The organism is Janthinobacterium sp. GW821-FHT03C10 (genome assembly GCF_059420865.1).
Window position 1 is genome coordinate 116,395 of the sequence record NZ_JBWKUN010000007.1, and the last position, 15,353, is coordinate 131,747.

Annotated in this window: 15 protein-coding genes; 6 read left to right on the plus strand and 9 right to left on the minus strand. The window is 61.7% G+C overall.

Features of this window, described 5'->3' with window-relative positions; all coding sequences use genetic code 11:
- Positions 1 to 91: 91 nt before the first annotated feature.
- Positions 92 to 637 (minus strand): FKBP-type peptidyl-prolyl cis-trans isomerase, encoded by a 546-nt coding sequence (locus AC07VH_RS22520; protein WP_035821149.1) that lies wholly within the window; start codon positions 635 to 637, stop codon positions 92 to 94.
- 93 nt (positions 638 to 730) lie between these two features.
- On the opposite strand from AC07VH_RS22520, the gene AC07VH_RS22525 reads away from it, so the two are divergent.
- Positions 731 to 1,852, plus strand: a complete 1,122-nt coding sequence (locus AC07VH_RS22525) for a cupin domain-containing protein (protein WP_287779030.1) — start codon at positions 731 to 733, stop codon at positions 1,850 to 1,852.
- Between the two features lie 353 nt (positions 1,853 to 2,205).
- A complete protein-coding gene (locus tag AC07VH_RS22530) occupies positions 2,206 to 2,460 on the plus strand; it encodes a hypothetical protein (protein WP_071650198.1) in 255 nt (84 codons plus the stop codon).
- Positions 2,461 to 2,630: 170 nt separating this feature from the next.
- On the opposite strand, the gene bamC is transcribed toward AC07VH_RS22530, so the two are convergent.
- The 8 genes from bamC to AC07VH_RS22570 form a co-directional block, all read right to left on the minus strand.
- Positions 2,631 to 3,824 (minus strand): NlpB/DapX family lipoprotein, encoded by a 1,194-nt coding sequence (gene bamC, locus AC07VH_RS22535; RefSeq protein WP_494789024.1) that lies wholly within the window; start codon positions 3,822 to 3,824, stop codon positions 2,631 to 2,633.
- An 81-nt stretch (positions 3,825 to 3,905) separates the two neighbouring features.
- Positions 3,906 to 4,784, minus strand: coding sequence for a 4-hydroxy-tetrahydrodipicolinate synthase (dapA, locus tag AC07VH_RS22540; RefSeq protein WP_494789025.1), 879 nt, complete (start codon positions 4,782 to 4,784; stop codon positions 3,906 to 3,908).
- An 84-nt stretch (positions 4,785 to 4,868) separates the two neighbouring features.
- On the minus strand, positions 4,869 to 5,441 hold the full coding sequence (locus tag AC07VH_RS22545) for a class I SAM-dependent methyltransferase (RefSeq protein ID WP_489630131.1): 573 nt from the start codon (positions 5,439 to 5,441) through the stop codon (positions 4,869 to 4,871).
- Between the two features lie 42 nt (positions 5,442 to 5,483).
- Complete coding sequence (locus tag AC07VH_RS22550) at positions 5,484 to 6,161, minus strand: site-2 protease family protein (protein WP_489630130.1); 678 nt, start codon at positions 6,159 to 6,161, stop codon at positions 5,484 to 5,486.
- A gap of 94 nt (positions 6,162 to 6,255) precedes the next feature.
- Positions 6,256 to 6,879, minus strand: coding sequence for an L-threonylcarbamoyladenylate synthase (locus AC07VH_RS22555; RefSeq protein ID WP_436503514.1), 624 nt, complete (start codon positions 6,877 to 6,879; stop codon positions 6,256 to 6,258).
- A 38-nt stretch (positions 6,880 to 6,917) separates the two neighbouring features.
- Entirely contained in the window at positions 6,918 to 7,802 is an 885-nt protein-coding gene (gene htpX / locus AC07VH_RS22560; RefSeq protein ID WP_070303511.1) for a protease HtpX, read from the minus strand.
- 220 nt (positions 7,803 to 8,022) lie between these two features.
- Positions 8,023 to 8,856 (minus strand): 3',5'-nucleoside bisphosphate phosphatase, encoded by an 834-nt coding sequence (locus tag AC07VH_RS22565; protein ID WP_494789026.1) that lies wholly within the window; start codon positions 8,854 to 8,856, stop codon positions 8,023 to 8,025.
- A gap of 90 nt (positions 8,857 to 8,946) precedes the next feature.
- Entirely contained in the window at positions 8,947 to 9,822 is an 876-nt protein-coding gene (locus AC07VH_RS22570) for an alpha/beta fold hydrolase (protein ID WP_494789027.1), read from the minus strand.
- Between the two features lie 219 nt (positions 9,823 to 10,041).
- On the opposite strand from AC07VH_RS22570, the gene AC07VH_RS22575 reads away from it, so the two are divergent.
- The 4 genes from AC07VH_RS22575 (at position 10,042) to AC07VH_RS22590 (ending at position 15,259) form a co-directional block, all read left to right on the plus strand.
- A complete protein-coding gene (locus AC07VH_RS22575) occupies positions 10,042 to 10,566 on the plus strand; it encodes a gamma carbonic anhydrase family protein (RefSeq protein ID WP_494789028.1) in 525 nt (174 codons plus the stop codon).
- A gap of 4 nt (positions 10,567 to 10,570) precedes the next feature.
- Complete coding sequence (gene hslO / locus AC07VH_RS22580) at positions 10,571 to 11,551, plus strand: Hsp33 family molecular chaperone HslO (RefSeq protein WP_475417263.1); 981 nt, start codon at positions 10,571 to 10,573, stop codon at positions 11,549 to 11,551.
- Between the two features lie 151 nt (positions 11,552 to 11,702).
- Complete coding sequence (locus AC07VH_RS22585) at positions 11,703 to 14,117, plus strand: TonB-dependent receptor (protein WP_494789029.1); 2,415 nt, start codon at positions 11,703 to 11,705, stop codon at positions 14,115 to 14,117.
- 23 nt (positions 14,118 to 14,140) lie between these two features.
- Positions 14,141 to 15,259: a glycerophosphodiester phosphodiesterase gene (locus tag AC07VH_RS22590; RefSeq protein ID WP_489630788.1), complete on the plus strand. Its 1,119-nt coding sequence runs from the start codon at positions 14,141 to 14,143 to the stop codon at positions 15,257 to 15,259.
- Positions 15,260 to 15,353 lie beyond the last annotated feature (94 nt).

Genomic DNA, 15,353 nt, shown 5'->3' on the forward strand with positions numbered 1-15,353 from the left:
GCGGCGTGGCCGAGAAGCGCAACCGTACATAAAGTACGGTGAGCATCGCCGGCCGCGCCCCGCTACGCGCAGTAGGTTTGGTCAGGAGTCCTCAGTGGATCGGGTGGGTGCGGAAGTGATCGCCTTCGTCGCCTTCATCTTCATCATCGCCATGGTCATGGCCGTGTGCGCCATGCACGTGGCCGTGGGCGATTTCTTCTTCGGTGGCTTCGCGCACGTCAGCGACGGTCAGCGAGAAGCGCAGCGCGATGCCGGCCAGGGGATGATTGCCATCCAGCACGACCTTGTCGTCGGCGATATCGGTGACGGTGAAGATCATCGCTTCTTCGTCCGGCGAATCGCTTTCCGGCATGCCTTCGAACTGCATGCCCACTTCCAGCGGCTCAGGCAGGCGGTTGCGCGGCTCGACCTTGACCAGGGCTGGATCGTATTCACCGAAAGCATCGTCCGGTTCGATCTGGATCGTGTTGGAATAGCCAACTTCCTTGCCGTCGAGCTCTTCTTCGATCTTCGGCAGGGTGTTTTCATAATCACCGTGCAGGTAGACCATCGGCTGACGGCCGTCTTCGATCAGATTGTCTTGCGCGTCTGACAGTTTGTAGTTGACAGTCACGACCGTATTTTTGGCAATCTTCATTATGCTTCCTTTCATTGTATAAGCTGGCAAATTATACCTTCACGCCGCCAACGGCAGGCGCATTCCTGCATTTCCGGTTGTTATAATGGGCGCATGAAAAAATTAACTCTCCTCGGCGATATCACGCCGGCGCAGTTCCTGCGCGACTACTGGCATAAAAAACCCTTATTGATCCGTCAAGCCGTGCCTGGCTTCAAGGCGCTGTTCGATTTCAAGGCCCTGGCCGAGCTGGCCACCCTCGATCACGTCGAATCGCGTCTGGTCAGCCATGCGGATGGCCACTGGAACATGCAGCAAGGACCGCTGACCAGCCTGCCATCGCTGAAACAGAAGGAATGGACCCTGCTGGTGCAGGGCGCCAACCTGCACAGCGCCAAGGCCGACGCCCTGCTGCGCCAGTTCCGCTTCCTGCCGGATGCGCGCCTGGACGACCTGATGGTCAGCTTCGCCACCGACGGCGGCGGCGTGGGCCCGCATTTCGATTCCTACGACGTATTCCTGCTGCAAGGCCAGGGCAAGCGCCACTGGCGCATCGGCGCGCAGAAGGACTTGAGCCTGATCGACGGCTTGCCGCTGAAAATCCTCAGCAACTTCACGCCCGACGAAGAATTCACCCTGGAACCGGGCGACATGCTGTATTTGCCGCCCCACTACGCGCACGACGGCGTGGCCATCGGCGACTGCCAGACGTATTCGATCGGTTTCCGCTCGCCATCGTTCCAGGAACTGGGCGAAGCGTTCCTGCAATTCATGGCCGACTCGATCGACTTGCCGGGCATTTACAGCGATCCGGACCTGAAAGCATCGGGCAAACCGGCGGAAATCCCCCGCGAAATGCTCAGCACCATCACGGAAGAAATGAACAAGGTGCGCTTCACGGAAGAAGACGTGACCATTTTCCTGGGCGAGCACCTGTCGGAACCGAAGCACAACGTGTTTTTCACGCCGCTGTCCAAGCCGCTGACGGTGGGCCGCTTCGCGGACGCCGCACAGAAAAAGGGTGTCGTGTTGTCGCGCAAGACGCTGATGCTGTATCGTGGCAAGAATGTCTTCATCAATGGCGAATCGTTTGCCATTGGCAAGGCCGATAAAACGGCCCTGGAAACCCTGGCCAATGAACGCGCCCTCGATGGCGCCGCCGTGGCCCAGGCTTCCGATGACGTGATGGATGCCTTATATACCTGGTATCAGGATGGCTGGATCGAACTGGCTTGAATGACGCGGCGTAGCAAAAGTGGTATTACAGCAGGTAGAATAGCAGCGTCTGCGACAGCGCAATGAAACATAATATTTTTATATCGTTTTGTCGCGCTTTCGCAAATCGCTTACACTTGCTTGCAATTTGCTTCGGTAAATATTGCGATATCACAAAATAGTTGCGAATTTGCCTCTTGCTCCTATTGCGACGCACCAAAAATCGCTATAATATTCGGTTAGGAAGTTTCCGTTGTCTGGCAGGCACCACCTGGTACGAAAAGCCTTCGAAGACGACCTAACGAGCGATAATTACCGGTAATTATTCATCGCAACAATATTGATTTATTTTTTGAAATAATTAAGGAAAACAAATGAAAAAATCCCTGCTGATCGCCTCCCTGATGGTTGTTGCTCTGGCTGCTTGCAGCAAAAAAGAAGAAGCTCCTGCACCAGCACCAGTAGTTGAAACCCCAGCACCAGCACCAGCAGTTGAAGCTGCTCCAGCTGCTGCTGCTGATGCTGCTGCTTCGGCCGCTACCGACGCTGCTGCTGCTGCTTCGAGCGCTGCTTCGGCCGCTTCGGACGCTGCTGCTGCCGCTTCGGCTGCTGCATCGGCTGCTAAGTAATTTAGCACCCAGCACTAGAGAAAGCCGGCCTTAGGGCCGGCTTTTTTGCGTCCGGCGTTTTATCCGCAGGATAAAACGCCGGACGCAGGCAATAAAAAAGGCTGACCCGGTTTCCCTGGCCAGCCTTTTTTATGCGCGGCAGGTTCTGATGCCTGCCGCGAATGTAGCGCTTATTTCAACTGATCATTCAGCAGACCCAGGATCTTCTCGGCCACTGGCGAGGTATCGGGTTTGCCTTCGTTGCTGAGGATGCTGACCAAGCTGGTCGAGCCAGTGCCGGCCTTGACCAGGACGCGGTAGCGCTGCGCTTCCTTGTCCTTGTCGGACGACGAGCCCCAGCTGAACAGCTTCGAGAAGAAGCCATCTTTCTTGACCGCGTCCGGATCGACGTAACGCACGAAATACGTGCCTTGCGTGCGGTCGCGGTCTTCCACGGTGAAGCCGACGCGGTCCAGCGCCAGGCCGACACGGCGCCAGGCGCGGTCGAAACCTTCATCGACTTCGATGGCGCGCGCCGGCGTGGCGGCGTCGCCCACGAGCTTGGCGTGCTGCGGCTGCACGATGGCGGCATCGACGGCCGTCTTCGCTTGCGCATCGTCGCTGGCGGCACCCAGGCGCGTCATCAGCTTGGCCAGGAATTGCGCCTCCAGGCCCGGATCGTTCGGGCGAGCGGTCCAGGTGGTGGTTTCCTTGTCGCGGCCCGTGACGACCTCTTCCACGCCGCGGTGGCTGATGTAGATCTCGGTCGAACCGTCGGCCAGGCGCTCCACGCGGGTGCGGAACTTGTCTTTTTCACCGGTCGAGTACAGCGAATCGAAGGCCTTGCCGATGGTGCTGCGAATAAAATCTTGCGGCACCTTGGCGCGGTTTTCGTTCCACTCGGTTTCCATGATGCCAGCCGTCGGCTGGTCGACAGCAATGGTAAAGCCCGAATCTTCCCAGAACTGCTTGAGCTGCGGCCACAGCACTTCAGGCGACTGCTTGACGACCAGCCAGCGCTGGTTGCCCGCGCGCTCGACCTTCACGCCGCCGGCCGTCACAGGCACGACACCGACCACGCCGTCGGCGCCCACGACGACGGGGGTACCGGCCGTGGCATTGCGCTGCGCGTTGTAGCCGGAAGCCGTGGCCACGCCGTTTTTCGCGTCGGGCAAGGAGTAGCGGTTATCCTGCTGCAATTGTGTCAGGTCAGGCGGCACGTCCAGGGTGCCGGCTTTCTTGACCGACTTGTAGTCGACCTTGTCGCCGCCGACTACCGAACTGATCATGCCGCAGCCCGCGAGGCTGGCTGCGACGGCGCCGATGACGATGCCGCGGACGGCGATGGTGGCAGGCGCCGGTTTGGTTTTCTTGCAATTAGTCATGTCGTAACTGGATAAGAAGCTAAGTAGCAGCTGGAATCAGGAAAGGTCCGGACTGGTCAAGTCCGGGCTTGAAGTTCGGCCTTAAGACAGAACACCGGCGTCGCGCAAGGCATCGCGCACGGTGGCATGGCAGTTTTCAGCCAGCGGCACCAGTGGCAAGCGTATGCCGGCCGGCATCAGGCCCATTTCGGCCATCGCCCATTTGACGGGCACCGGGTTGGGCTCGACAAACAATTTCTGGTGCAGAGGGAATACCTTGTTATTGATGGCGATCGCCGTGGCGCGCTCGCCCGCCATGGCCGCGACGCACAGTTCGTGCATGGCGCGCGGCGCGACGTTGGCCGTCACGGAAATGTTGCCGTGGCCGCCGCAGAACATCAGCGCCATGGCCGTCGGATCATCGCCCGAGTACACGGCGAAGTCGGCCGGCACCAGGCGCAGCAGGTCGATGCCGCGGCCGATATTGCCGGTTGCATCTTTCACGCCGACGATATTCGGGATGGCGGACAGGCGCACGATGGTCTCGTTGCTCATGTCGGCAACCGTGCGGCCAGGCACGTTGTACAGGATGACAGGGATGTCGACGGCTTCGGCGATGGCCTTGAAGTGCTGGTACATGCCTTCCTGGGTAGGACGGTTGTAGTACGGCACCACTTGCAAGACAGCATCGGCGCCCGCGTCTTTCGCGTAGCGCGTCAGTTTGATGGCCTCGGCCGTGGAGTTGCCTCCGGCGCCGGCGATGATAGGAATGCGTCCCTTGGCATGTTCGACGGTCAACTGGATCAGTTCGCAGTGTTCTTCCACGCTGACTGTTGCCGATTCGCCCGTCGTGCCAACGATGACGATGCCGTCCGTCCCCTCGGCGATATGCCAGTCGATCAGCTTGCGCAGACCTGGAAAGTCCAGACTGCCGTCTGCGTGCATCGGGGTGACGATTGCTACAATGCTGCCCTTGATCATAGTAAGTTTATAGCGCCGATAAATAAAACAACGATTGTAGCGGATAGCCCGCGCCTGTGGTGCATTCTGACATAGTATGGCCGCTCAAAACGTCGGCAGCAGGGCTGCCAGCCGTGGAAAATCCGGCCGGACCGCACAAATTCGTTGCACTAGAGCAGCTTTTGGCTGTTCCACGCGCCCATCCTCATACGCTACCACACGCAAGCCCTGCTGCACCGCCCAGGCCAGCATTTCGCCTTCCTTCAGCAGGAATTTCGGATTCGACGGCTTGCCGAACTGTTCATTGCCCTCGGCAAACGTTTCATACAGCAGCACGCCATCGGGCGCCAGGCTGGCCACCATCGCCTCGAGCAAGGGCCGGTGCAGATAATTGGTGACGACGATGCCGGCGAAGCGGCCTGGGGCGAAGGGCCACACGGCGCCCGGCGCTTCGAGGTCCACCAGCGAGGTGGTGATGCCCGCGCCGGCCGCCTTTTCCAGCATTTCCGGATCATGGTCGAGCGCGATCACGGGGTGGCCCAGGCTCACCAGGTGGCGCGCATGGCGGCCTGCGCCGCAGGCCAGGTCCAGCACTTCGCCGCCGGGAATCAGGGGCGCCCAGCGGCGCAGCCAGCCGGAAATCGTTTCGGTTTCTACTGTTGGTTCAATTACTTGCATCGGTACTTCCATCAATTATTTACAACCATCCAGTTGCTTGCATCAAGTCAACAGGGCCGTCAGGGGCGTGACCACGGTGACAAAAATGCCTATGACAAATTCGATCGCCGTCAGCAGGGCGCGGTTCAGGATGCCCGTGTACATCAGCAGCACCAGGGCGCCGAACACATACAGGCTGTAGCGCTCGATGCTGGCGTACGGGCGCGCCAGCTGCATCGGCAGCAAGCCCGTCATGATGCGTCCGCCATCGAGCGGCGGCACGGGAATCAGGTTAAAGACGAACATGGCCGCATTGACGCTGACGCCGGCGCCTGCCATCTTGCGGAAAAACATGCCCATTTCCGTCGGCGGCAGCACGCTGAGCACGACAAAGGCAATCATCCAGCCCAGGCCCATGACGAAATTGGCGCCAGGCCCGGCAAACGCCACCCAGGCCATCTGTTTCTTCGGATTGCGCAGGCGGCTGAAATCGACGGGCACCGGCTTGGCATAGCCGAACGGCACCTGGATCGTGAAATACAGCATTAACGGCAGCAAGATCGTGCCGAAAGGATCGATATGCCGGATCGGATTGAGGCTCAGGCGGCCCGCGTCGGAGGCGGTCGGATCGCCGAAATAACGGGCGGCATAGCCATGCGCCGCCTCGTGCAGGGAAATGGCAAACAGCACCGGCACCAGGTACACCGCAACGGTCTGGACTATCGTATTGAAATCGCTCATGACCGCGATTCTACCAGAGGCACCCTGGGGCCTTTCTTACGTTGTCATTAAGAACAGATGAAGAGCGGCGCCGCAACGGCCGCGCCATGCCCCTCTACAAGCCCAGCACGGCCGGGTCGCCGCGTCCCACGCGCACCACTTCCGGTTCCGGCCCCGTCAAGTCGATCACGGTGCTGGGACCATGCGCGCAGACGCCGCCGTCGATGATCAGGTCAACCAGTTTTTCCAGGCGCTCGCGGATGGTGTCGGCATCCGTCAGGCTGTCTTCGTCGCCGGGCAGGGTCAATGTCGCGCCCAGCAGCGGCTGGCCCAGTTCTTCCAGCAGACATTGCACGATGCGGTGCTGCGGCACGCGCAGGCCAATGGTCTTGCGCGAAGGATGGCTGAGGCGGCGCGGCACCTCCTTGGTCGCCTCCAGGATAAACGTGTAGGCGCCCGGCGTGGCCGCCTTGAGCAGGCGGAACTGGCGGTTGTCGACGCGGGCGTACACGCCCAGCTCGCTCAAGTCGCGGCACAGCAGGGTCAAATGGTGCTTTTCATCGACGCCGCGGATGCGGCGCAGGCGCTCGACGGCGCCCTTGTCGTCGAGCTGGCATACCAGCGCGTAGCAGGAATCCGTGGGCAAGGCCACGACGCCGCCGGACTGGATGATCTGCGCCGCCTGTTTGATCAGGCGCAATTGCGGATTCTCAGGGTGAATATGAAAAAATTGACTCATGTGTAAGCGTTCTGGCGAACCAGCTTGTTAAGTTAGCATTATTGTACGCCGCGCAGCGCGGCGATGCGTTGTTCGATGGGCGGATGGGTGGCGAACAGCGCGCCCCATCCCCCATTGCCGCCGCTGATGCCCAGCGCCTGCATCGATTGCGGCAGTTCGCCCGGCGGCACGCCGCCCAGGCGGGCCAGCGCATGCATCATCGGCGTGGGGCTGCCGAGGAGCTTGGCGGAACCGGCATCGGCGCGGAATTCGCGCTGGCGCGAGAACCAGGCGACGATGATGGAAGCGAGCAGGCCGAAGATCACTTCGCACACCATGACGGTCACAAAGTAACCGATGCCGCGCCCGCCGCCTTCGCGGTTGTTATTTTTCAGCAACACGTTATCGACAAAGAACCCCACCACGCGGGCCATGAAGACGACAAAGGTATTCACCACGCCCTGGATCAGGGTGAGTGTCACCATGTCGCCGTTGGCGACGTGGGCGATCTCGTGGCCCAGCACGGCTTCCACTTCATCGCGGTTCATGCTTTGCAGCAAGCCTGTCGACACGGCCACCAGCGCCGAATTTTTAAACGCGCCCGTGGCAAACGCGTTCGCGTCGCCTTCGTAGACGGCCACTTCCGGCATGCCGATGCCAGCCCGCTCGGACAGCGCGCGCACGGTATTGACGAGCCACAATTCCGTCGAGGAGGTCGGGTTGTCGATCACGCGCGCACCCGTGCTCCACTTGGCCATCGGCTTGCTGATCAACAGGGAAAAGATGGACCCGGTGAAACCCACCACCAGCGAAAACACCAGCAGGCTGCCCAGGTTCAGGGTACTGCCCCGCGCCGGATTGCCCACGCCCAACAAGCTGAGGACGAGCGACAGCACCAGCATCACGGCCAGGTTGGTTGCGATAAAAAGGACGATACGTTTCATGGGCGATGGCTCCAGATGACTATGTATGACAAGAATAACGAAAAGATAAGTACGGACAGGCGTATTTTCAAGCAGCTATGGCGATACGCCAGCGCATCGGCAGCCAGGAAAATCGTCGCGAGCGGCAGTGATTTGTGGCCGAGAAGCGCAGCTGTACTTTAGTACAGCGAGCATCGCCGGCCGCAAAGCGCGCCGCGCAGCAGATTTGCCTGGCTGCAAGCTAGAACCAGTCGTGCCAGATAGGCGTTACATTCGATGGTAAAGGCGGCAGCATGGCAAAATCCACGCGCGACTCGCCCGGCGCATGGAAATCCGTGCCGCGCGAGGCGAGGAAGCCGTAGGCGTTGGCCAGCTGCGCGTATTCCGGATACTGGCCCGGACTGTGGCTGCCCGTCACGACTTCGATGGCCACGCCGCCGAGTTGCTTGAATTCATCGAACAGCACGCCTTGCGCCATGTCGCTGAAGCGATAGCGGCCCGGATGGGCGATGACGGCCACGCCGCCCGCGCCGCGTATCCAGCCCACGGCTTCGGCCAGGGTGGCCCAGCGGTGCTCGACGTAGCCTGGCTTGCCTTCCGACAGGTATTTCTTGAACACGTCGGGGATGTTCGCGCATTTGCCCATTTCCACGATGTAGCGGGCAAAGTGCGTGCGCGACATCAGGTCCGGGTTGCCGACGAATTTCAAGGCCCCTTCATAGGCGTCGGGGATGCCGGCCAGGTCCAGTTGGCGGGCAATCTCCCGGCCGCGCGCGTCGCGCCCCGAACGCGTCTGGTGCAAGCCCTGCACCAGGCCCGGGTTGTTTTCATCGACTTGCAAGCCGACGATGTGCACGGTTTCGCCGGCCCAGGTGATGGAAATTTCCACGCCGGCCACGAAGCGCATGCCCAGGTCCAACGCGGCCGCGCGCGCGGCGGCGACGCCGGACACTTCATCGTGGTCCGTCAGCGCCCACACGTCGACGCCGGCCTTGCGGGCGTGCGCAGCCACGGCGGCCGGTGACAGTACGCCGTCGGAGATATTCGAATGACAATGCAGGTCAACTTTAAGCATGTGAAAACAATACCCTGCACGGGCTCAGCATGGAAGAAGTTTTCATTGTACGCTGCTTGTCAAATCGCGCTGCAGCGTTCCAGACACACATCAGGCCAAAAATGCTTCCACCAGGCGCGCCAGCGCCGCCGGTTGATCATGATGCAGCATGTGGCCCGCGTCCAGCATCATCTCGCAGCGCACATCCTTGATGCAGGCCAAACGCCGGTCGATCTCGATGCGCGCCTGCTCCTTGGGCCCCATCCACTGCCACATATTCGTGTCATCGGCCTCCACCCACAGCACGGGCGCCGTGATGCGGCGCCAGCAGGCCATCACTTCTTCGACTTGATACAGGATGGGATTGACCCGCTTGTGCCGCGGGTCGCCGAGGATGTCCCACTCGCCCGCCTCGTTCTGCGCCGACCAGTGTTCGGCCAGAAAGGCCGCGCGGTCGTCCGGCAGGCGCGGATTGGTCTTTTGCAGGCGCTCGGCCACGGCCTGTTGACTCGGATAGCTGCGCATGACGGGCGGCTCGCGCAATTCAGCTAGCCACTTGGCGTAGCGGCCCGGCGCCTGCTCCGGCTGCGTTGCCATCATGCCGAAGCCTTCCAGATTGATGAAGCGGCTGATGCGTTCCGGGCGTACGCCCGCGTACAGGCCCGCCACGTTGGCGCCCATGCTGTGACCGAGCAGCTTGACGGGCGCATCCGGCGAATAGTGCAGCAGCATGGCGTCCAGGTCGGCCAGGTAGTCGGGGAACCAGTAGGTGTCGGACTGCGTGTAGTCGCTCAGGCCAAAGCCGCGCCAGTCGGGCGCGATCACGTGCCAGTCGCCTTGCAACTCGTCGACGACGAACTGGAACGAGGCGGCCACGTCCATCCAGCCATGCACCATGAACAGGATGGGCGCGCCTACACGGCCCCAGTGGCGCATATGCGTGCGGGCGCCACGGATGTTGATGAATTCGGAACGGGAAAGTTTCATGGGTTTCATCTGATTGCCTGCCTTGAAAGTGGCGCGGATGGCGCCACATGCTGTGTCTGTAGATAGTGCGCATATAAAAGTACGACCGTTCGATAATTATACCGGATTGGCGGTCGGCGGCAGGACTTGTCCTGCAACAGCGTAAAATAGCGTACGCAACACCGTAAAACTTCCGCGTCCGGCCATGCCCGGCGCTTCCACCACCGCCACAGGCTGACGATGACACTCTACCAATTGGGCGCCGATGCGCCGCAGATTGATGCTTCCGCTTTTGTTGCCGACACGGCCAACGTGATCGGCAAGGTGACCCTGGGCGCCAACAGTTCCGTATGGTTCGGCGCCACGATTCGCGGCGACAATGAACGCATCACCGTGGGTGCCAACAGCAATGTGCAGGAAGGCGCCGTGCTGCATACGGACCCGGGCTACCCGCTGGACATCGGCTCGAACGTGACCATCGGCCATCAGGCAATGTTGCATGGCTGCACGATCGGCGATGGCGCCCTGGTCGGCATCCAGGCCGCGATCCTGAACGGCGCGAAGATCGGCAAGGGCTGCCTGGTCGGCGCGGGCGCGCTGGTCACGGAAGGCAAGGAATTTCCCGACAATATGCTGATCATCGGCTCACCGGCGAAAGCCGTGCGGGCCCTGACGGCAGACGATATCACCAGGCTACAAGGCAACGCCGTGAACTATGTGCAGCGCGGCCAGCTATTTAATACGCAACTCAAGAAGATTGGATAAGAGAATGACGACTGAAACCACGGGCGCCGTCAGCGCAGCCGCCACCGGCCAGGACACCCTGCAAAAATTTATTTTCGACAACGCCGCCGTGCGCGGCCAGTTCATCGACGTATCGACCACCTGGCAGGAGGTGGTGTCGCGCCACGCCTACCCGACGGCCGTGAAAAAAGTGCTGGGCGAAATGGTGGCCGCCGCCGCCCTGCTGTCGGCCAACCTGAAATTCAACGGTTCCATCATCATGCAAATCCATGGTGACGGTCCCGTGCGCCTGATGGTCGTCGAGTGCGATTCCGACCTGCGCCTGCGCGCCACGGCCAAGCTGGACCCGGACGCCGCCATCGCCGACGGCGCCACCGTGCCGCAATTGCTCAACGCTACGGGCAAGGGCCGCTTCATCATCACCCTGGACCCGGCCGACAAGGTGCCTGGCCAGCAACCGTACCAGGGCATCGTGCCGCTGGACGGCGACGACATGGCGACCGTGATCGAAAACTACATGCTGCGCTCGGAACAGCTCGATACGCGTCTGTGGCTGGCCACGGACGACACCGTCTCGCGCGGCCTGCTGCTGCAAAAACTGCCGCACCACGGCGGCAAGGCGGAAGCGACGCCCGTCTCGGAAGAAGACGCGCTGGACACGTGGAACCGCGCCGTGATGCTGGCGTCGACCCTGAAAGAGGAAGAGATCCTCGCCACCGACATCGACACCCTGATGCAGCGCCTGTTCTGGGAAGAGACGATCCGCGTCTTCGACCCGCTGCACCCGAGCTTCCACTGCACCTGCACGCGCGAAAAAGTGGGCAATATGCTCAAGATGCTGGGCGAGGAAGAAGTCAACAGCACCCTGGAGGAAATCGGCCACGTGGGCGTGAACTGCGATTTCTGCGGCCAGCACTACGATTTCGACAAGGTCGATTGCGCGCAGCTGTTCATCACGGATGCGCCGGCCGAGGTCTTGATTCCACCAGCCGCCAGCATCAACTAAGCATTACAGTTTCGCAATGAATCTGCCGCGCCGCCCTTGAGGCGGCGCAATTGTTTCCACTGTCATCGTTCCGTCATCAATACGTCATCAGCCCGTCACGCGCCGCCGTTACGCTGCGCAGCTTGTATTGCTTCCCACTTTCCACAGGCTGATGATGACACCCCACTTGACGCTGGCCCTGCGCCGCCATTCCTTCCACGTGTTGCTGGGCGCCTGCGCCGCAGGCTTGAGTTTGCCTGCCCTGGCGCAAACGGCCGTGGCCGCCGCCGTGGCGTCCGCCACTACCGACATGGCAGCCGCTGCTGCCCCGGCTGCCGACGACAACGCACCGATGGCCACCGTGGAGATTTCCTCGCGCAAGACGCGTTCTTCGGTTGCCCTCAGCAAGAATGAAATCCAGAAAATCCTGCCCGGCACGAATCCCCTGAAAGCCCTGCAAACCTTGCCTGGCGTCAGCTTCCAGACGGCCGATCCATGGGGCAACAACGAGCAGAACCTGTCGCTGTTCGTGCACGGCTTTTCCGGCCAGCAACTCGGCTACACCATGGATGGCGTGCCGCTGGGCGACCAGCAGTACGGCAACTACAACGGCCTGTCGCCGCAGCGCGCCGTCATCAGCGAAAACGTGCGCAGCGTCGTGCTGTCCTCGGGCGCGGGCGACCTGGCCACGGCCTCGACCAGCAACCTGGGCGGCACCATCGAAACCTATTCCAGCGACCCGCTGGCCACGCAAGGCGCCAGCCTGCAGCAGACGGTGGGCAGCCACCGCACCTCGCGCACGTTCGCCCGCTATGACACGGGCGTTTTCGGCGACGGCAGCAGCGCCTACTTTTCCATCCTGCACCACGAAGCGCGCGCCTGGGATTTCGATGCGCGCCAGGGCGGCGACCAATTCAACGCCAAATACATCAACCGCAGCGAGGCGGGCAAGCTGACCCTGTTCTTCAATTACTCGGACAAGATCGAGCCGAACGAAGACAGCACCGTGCACGTGGCAGGCGAAACGAGCGCACCGTACACGCGCCCCTTCCTGTACCCCGACTTCAAGGCGGCCCTGAACTACCTGTCGCCCACGGGCGCCACGCCCGCCGCCGACGGCAACAATTACCGCAATTACTACAGCGATGCGCAGCGCACCGATTACCTGGCCTACGCCAAGTTCGACGCCAACCTGTCCGAAGGCATGACCTGGTCCAACCAGGTGTATTACCACAAGGATGACGGCGCGGGCGTGGTGGCCGGCCCCATCGGCGTGGCCGGCTTGCCGGGCCTGTTCAGCGTGTACTACCCGAAGCAGAACCTGAAGGAAGTCTTCGGCAACTCGGGCTACGCCGTGCGCACGACGGAATACGACATCAAGCGGGGCGGCTTCCTTTCCACCGTGCGCAAGGAAATCGGCGAGCACCAGCTGGAAGCGGGCCTGTGGCTCGAGCAAAACCGCTCGTCCGCCTACCGCCGCTGGTATGCGCTCGACGTGAACAACCCCACCTCGCCCTACGACCGCCCCAGCAATCCCTTGATCACGCAGTACGGCAGCGAGATCGACAACAAGGTGGTGCAGCTGCACTTGCAGGATGAATGGCGCATCCGCCCCGATATCGCCCTGCAGGCGGGCTTCAAGTCCAGCCTGCAGTTTGCCGATGGCCAATTCCCCGTGCAGCCGGCCAAGGGCGCCATCGCGGGCGGCTCGACGGCCTTGCCGGTCGGCACCATCAACACGAAAAAATGGTTCCTGCCGCAAGTGGGCGCGCGCTGGGATGTCACGCCACAAGACCAGCTGTACTTCAATATCCAGAAAAACATGCGCCAATTCGTCACCTATGGCGGCGGCGGCGCCTCGCCGTGGAGCTTGTCGAGCCAGGCCGCTTTTGATTTGTTCAAGCGCGACGCCAAGCCGGAAACGGCCCTCACCTATGAAGTGGGCGTGCGCGGCAGCCACCCATTGAACCTGGGCGCCATCACGGCCATCGATGGTCAGGTCAATGTATATCACGTCGACTTCAGCAACCGTTTGCTGCAGATCAGCCCCACGCCCGTGATTTCCTCCATCATAGGCGGCAACCCCGTGCTGGCCAACGTGGGCAGCGTGCGCACGGACGGCATCGATATCGCGGGTACTGTGCACTTCGGCAACAATTTCTCGTTCTACAATGCCCTGTCGTACAACCGCTCGCAGTACGCGGACAATTACAACAATGGCGCCGCGCTGGTCTTGACCGCCGGCAAGAACGTACCCGGCTCGCCGGAATGGCTGAACAAGTTCGTGGCCTCGGCTACGTTTGGCGATATCGAAGTGCAACTGACGGGAGACTATGTGGGCAAGCGCTACGCGACGTACACCAACGATCTGTCGGTCCCCAGCTATTTCCTGATGGGCCTGGGCGTGTCGGGCAAGCTGCCGGCCATGGCCGGCTGGCTGAAAAACCCGCGCTGGCGCGTGAACGTCAGCAACCTGGCGAATCGCGAAGGATCGCTGAACGTGGTGGTGGGCGCGGCCGACAAGACGTACAACACCTTCCCCATCGCCCCGCGCCAGGGCTTTTTGACCTTGACGGCGGATTTCTGATGCGCGCGCCGCATCTCGCCCCTGTGCTGCCGCAACGGCACTTTTCGCGCCGCAACTTCGTCCAGGCGGCCGTGGGCGGCCTGGCCCTGGCGGCAGCACCGGGCTTTGCCGCCGGCCTGCTGGCCACGCCCCCGACCCGTCCGCTGGTGTTCGCACACCGGGGCGCCAGCGCCCTGCGCCCCGAACACACCCTGGCCTCGTACGCCAAGGCCATCCTCGACGGCGCCGACTACGTCGAGCCGGACCTGGTCGCCACGCGCGACGGCATGCTCGTGGCGCGCCACGAAAGCAATCTGATCGACACCACCGACGTGGCGCGCCGGCCCGAGTTTGCCGGCCGGCGCGGCAAGAAGATGGTCGACGGCGAATGGCACGAAGGCTGGTTCGTCGACGACTTCACCCTGGCGGAACTGAAAACCCTGCGCGCCATCGAACGCTTGCCGAAAGTGCGCACCGGCAACACCTTGTACGATGGACAATTCCAGATCCCGACCTGGGAAGAAATCATCGATTTTGTTGCAGCGCAATCAGCCGCCAGCGGACGCGTCATCGGCCTCGTGCCGGAGCTGAAAAGCTCGACCTACTTCCGCGATGCGGGCCTGGCGCTGGAAGACCGTTTCCTGTCGACCATGCTGGCGCACGAATACACGCGCCGCGCGCCGATCGAAATCCAGTCCTTCGAGGTGGCGAATCTGAAGTATCTGCGCGAGAAGCTGGGACGGCGCGCCAACGTGCGCCTGATGCAGCTGGTGGTGGGCGGCGACGTGCGCCCGATGGATGTCGTCAAGGCGGGTGGAAAATTGACGTTTGGACAAATGACCACACCAGCCGGCCTGCGCGACATCGCCGCCTACGCGGACGTGGTGGCGCCGCCCACGCGCGGCCTCATCCCGCTGGGCGCCGACCAGCGCCTGGCCAGGCCCACCGCCATCGTCGACGATGCGCACCAGGCCGGCTTGCTGTTGCACACCTGGACCTTCCGCCCGGAAAACCGTTTCCTGGCGGCCGACTTCCGCGACGGCAATGGAGAAAATGCACGCAACGAAGCCGGTTCCGTGGCGGAAATGCGGCGTTACATCGAGACGGGACTGGACGGCTTTTTCAGCGACGATCCCGGTTTGGGACGCATCGCCGCCGGATAAACATTTGGTAACAAATTCTTTTTCAGGGCGTGGCCGGCGGCTACGCCCTTATTATTCGTTTCTTGAATTTCTGAAATTGGAATTTGAAATTAGA

Bases quoted from the DNA above. Each gene is read 5' to 3' on its own strand.
- AC07VH_RS22520 (WP_035821149.1), bottom strand. From the start codon at position 637: ATGAAGATTGCCAAAAATACGGTCGTGACTGTCAACTACAAACTGTCA.
- AC07VH_RS22525 (WP_287779030.1), top strand. From the start codon at position 731: ATGAAAAAATTAACTCTCCTCGGCGATATCACGCCGGCGCAGTTCCTG.
- AC07VH_RS22530 (WP_071650198.1), top strand. From the start codon at position 2,206: ATGAAAAAATCCCTGCTGATCGCCTCCCTGATGGTTGTTGCTCTGGCT.
- bamC (WP_494789024.1), bottom strand. From the start codon at position 3,824: ATGACTAATTGCAAGAAAACCAAACCGGCGCCTGCCACCATCGCCGTC.
- dapA (WP_494789025.1), bottom strand. From the start codon at position 4,784: ATGATCAAGGGCAGCATTGTAGCAATCGTCACCCCGATGCACGCAGAC.
- AC07VH_RS22545 (WP_489630131.1), bottom strand. From the start codon at position 5,441: ATGCAAGTAATTGAACCAACAGTAGAAACCGAAACGATTTCCGGCTGG.
- AC07VH_RS22550 (WP_489630130.1), bottom strand. From the start codon at position 6,161: ATGAGCGATTTCAATACGATAGTCCAGACCGTTGCGGTGTACCTGGTG.
- AC07VH_RS22555 (WP_436503514.1), bottom strand. From the start codon at position 6,879: ATGAGTCAATTTTTTCATATTCACCCTGAGAATCCGCAATTGCGCCTG.
- htpX (WP_070303511.1), bottom strand. From the start codon at position 7,802: ATGAAACGTATCGTCCTTTTTATCGCAACCAACCTGGCCGTGATGCTG.
- AC07VH_RS22565 (WP_494789026.1), bottom strand. From the start codon at position 8,856: ATGCTTAAAGTTGACCTGCATTGTCATTCGAATATCTCCGACGGCGTA.
- AC07VH_RS22570 (WP_494789027.1), bottom strand. From the start codon at position 9,822: ATGAAACTTTCCCGTTCCGAATTCATCAACATCCGTGGCGCCCGCACG.
- AC07VH_RS22575 (WP_494789028.1), top strand. From the start codon at position 10,042: ATGACACTCTACCAATTGGGCGCCGATGCGCCGCAGATTGATGCTTCC.
- hslO (WP_475417263.1), top strand. From the start codon at position 10,571: ATGACGACTGAAACCACGGGCGCCGTCAGCGCAGCCGCCACCGGCCAG.
- AC07VH_RS22585 (WP_494789029.1), top strand. From the start codon at position 11,703: ATGATGACACCCCACTTGACGCTGGCCCTGCGCCGCCATTCCTTCCAC.